We start from the raw sequence: 2,749 nt of genomic DNA, 5'->3' as shown, positions 1-2,749 counted from the left end.
CCGTAAAACGAACCTATGAAATTTAAAGCTGAGCACTTATTAGAGACCAAAACTCGAGACGACCTTATTACTATTGCCAAAAAGGAAGGTATTCCGGTCAATAAAACTTTAAAAAAATTACGCTACGAAGCCGAATTGGCGAAACTGCAAGCCGAAATTGTGGACCTTCAAAAGTGGATTGCCCAGCAAAAAATGCGGGTAGCAGTTATTTTTGAAGGAAGAGATGCGGCCGGTAAGGGGGGCTCTATTAAACGGTTCAAGGAGCACCTCAATCCTCGTACCTCCCGGGTAGTGGCTCTAACTAAACCTACCGAGGTGGAAGCCGGTCAGTGGTACTTTCGACGATACATCAAAGTGCTACCTAATGCGGGCGAGATTGTCTTTTTTGACCGAAGTTGGTACAATCGGGCGGTAGTAGAGCCGGTGATGGGCTTCTGTAATAAAGAACAGTACAGTAAATTTATGGAACAGGTGCCAGAATTTGAACACCTACTCTACGAAGACAATCTGAAAATTATCAAATTCTGGTTCTCTATCACCAAAGATGAACAAAAGAAACGGTTTGATGACCGTATGAGTAACCCCTTGAAGCGCTGGAAATTTAGTCCGGTGGATATAAAGGGGCAGGAACTGTGGGACGATTACACCCACTATAAAGAACAGATGTTTAGTAAAACCCATACCACTTATAGCCCGTGGATTATTGTGAAGACCAACAGTAAAAAAAGAGCCCGGTTGGAAAGCATGCGCTACTTGCTATCCCAGTTTGATTATAAAGGAAAAGGAGATTCAAAGATTCCCCTATTTCCCGATCCCAATGTTATTATGCGGTACCATCGCAGTGCCTTTCAAATTGATATATAAGCAACTATAAACGCATGAGCAAACTAATATTGAATGAAGAAGAATTAGCTCTCTTAAACTCTAAAGAGGGATTGTATTCGCTATTCCGAAGTAAAAAAATTGACCTAAATAAATCGCTGGAGGAAGCTGCCTACCGGGTGGAGCTTAAAAAGAAACAAGAAGAACTAATTAAGCTGCAAAACTGGGTGATAGAAAACGACAAAAAGGTAGTAATCATCTTTGAAGGAAGAGATGCGGCCGGAAAGGGCGGGGCAATCCGGAGAATTACCGAATACATCAATCCTCGGCACTTTAGAATAGTAGCGCTAAATATTCCTACCGACGACGAGCGGAAACAGTGGTTTTTTCAGCGTTATATTATCCAGTTGCCCAAGCCCGGCGAGATTGTCTTTTTTGATCGGAGTTGGTATAACCGAGCCATTGTAGAACCTGTAAATGGTTTTTGCACCGATCAGGAATACCAAATTTTCATGTCGCAGGTGAATGACTTTGAAAAAATGCTGATCCAGTCAGATACGCACCTTATCAAATTTTATTTTTCCATCACCAAAGCCGAACAAGCCAGACGGTTTAAGGACATACGGAACAGTCCAATGAAGCGGTGGAAAATGACCGCGGTAGATAGAAAAGCTCAGGAGTTGTGGGACGAGTACAGCAAGTACAAGGAGCGCATGTTTGAGATAACCAATACCGATCACGCTCCCTGGATAATTGTCGATGCTAACCAGAAGGCTCAAGCCCGCTTAAATGCCGTCACCCACGTACTAGAAAAGATACCGTATGATTCAGCTGGTACCAATTGAATTTTCTGCTTCGCCTGCCAATATCTCAGCACTTGTTTATAAATAAGTGTAAGAGCCCACCCAACCAAAGGGCAAGGCGCTAAACATCAAGCACTTATAATGTGACCAAGTTACTACGCTGATCTATCGTTTATACTACTTACAATTATGCATTTGCAACAGCTACCGGATTAGCGTAACATCGCCGTGTTCTGTTCTTCTTTCGCCATTGGAGAATTTCATTTCTATTTTATAGTAGTACACATCGGCTGGGCAAAGTTTACCTTGATAGTAACCGTCCCAACCTACGTTCTTATTTTGACTTGTAAACATAACGTTACCCCAGCGATTGTAAATCGTCATAGACATTTCGGTTACCCCTTCGATGACAGGAATAAATATGTCATTACTCACGTCTCCGTACTGGTAGTGTCCACCATTAGGAGCAAGAGGATTAGGAGTAAAGGAGTTAGGAACTCTAGGCTTAGTGGCTTCTGCTTGCTTTGCGCTTACCATTCTTTCTATCAAGAGCGTATCCGAACAACCCTGCTCGTTAGAAGCAATTAACATTATGTCATAGACCCCTTCTTCGGTATACGTGTGAGTCGGCTCAAATTCGTTAGAGACAGAACCATCGCCGAAGTGCCATTCATACACGGTAGCTCCAATACTCTGATTTATAGTTCCAATTGGCCTCTCGGGTAGATATACTACTGGCGGACCTGCTGTGAAACTCGCTCGTGGTTGAGCGTACACTTCAACAAAAAACTCTTTTAATAGCGACTGCTGCTCGCCATAAATGGAGGTAGCTTCAAGTTTTACTGAATACTTTCCAGCCTTATCATACAGGTGAACTGGATGCTCTACACCCATCGCTGAGGTTCCGTCGCCAAAATTCCACTGATAGGTAGCCGGATCTACGAAGTTAGATAGGTTATTGAAAGTAACTTCCAGCGGACCACACCCAATGTTATTTTCAGCACTAAAATCAATAAACGGTAAATTAGAATCAATATCAACTACCACGAGCTCTTCGTGCTGCTGCTCGCATTCTTCATTAGATACAGTGAGCGTGATGTTGAACTGACCGAGGGAGGTATACG

Annotated in this window: 3 protein-coding genes; 2 read left to right on the top strand and 1 reads right to left on the bottom strand. The window is 43.0% G+C overall.

Annotated features, from left to right (window positions below):
* The first annotated feature begins 15 nt into the window (after positions 1-15).
* Together ppk2 (WBA23_RS11410) and ppk2 (WBA23_RS11405) are read left to right on the top strand one after the other, a co-directional pair.
* Positions 16-864, top strand: coding sequence for a polyphosphate kinase 2 (gene ppk2, locus WBA23_RS11410; RefSeq protein ID WP_424582408.1), 849 nt, complete (start codon positions 16-18; stop codon positions 862-864).
* A gap of 14 nt (positions 865-878) precedes the next feature.
* Positions 879-1,667, top strand: a complete 789-nt coding sequence (gene ppk2 / locus WBA23_RS11405) for a polyphosphate kinase 2 (protein WP_424582407.1) — start codon at positions 879-881, stop codon at positions 1,665-1,667.
* Positions 1,668-1,829: 162 nt separating this feature from the next.
* Here ppk2 (WBA23_RS11405) and WBA23_RS11400 read toward each other — a convergent pair.
* A partial coding sequence (locus WBA23_RS11400) for a PKD domain-containing protein (protein WP_424582406.1) occupies positions 1,830-2,749 on the bottom strand: 920 nt, incomplete at its 5' end.

The organism is Tunicatimonas sp., assembly GCF_049647865.1.
Classification (GTDB): Bacteria; Bacteroidota; Bacteroidia; order Cytophagales; family Cyclobacteriaceae; genus Tunicatimonas.
Note: the sequence above shows the minus strand (reverse complement) of the source record. Positions and strands in the feature narration are given on the sequence as shown.

Excerpts from the sequence above, each read along its gene's own strand:
- ppk2 (WP_424582408.1), top strand. The coding sequence starts at position 16 with ATGAAATTTAAAGCTGAGCACTTATTAGAGACCAAAACTCGAGACGAC.
- ppk2 (WP_424582407.1), top strand. The coding sequence starts at position 879 with ATGAGCAAACTAATATTGAATGAAGAAGAATTAGCTCTCTTAAACTCT.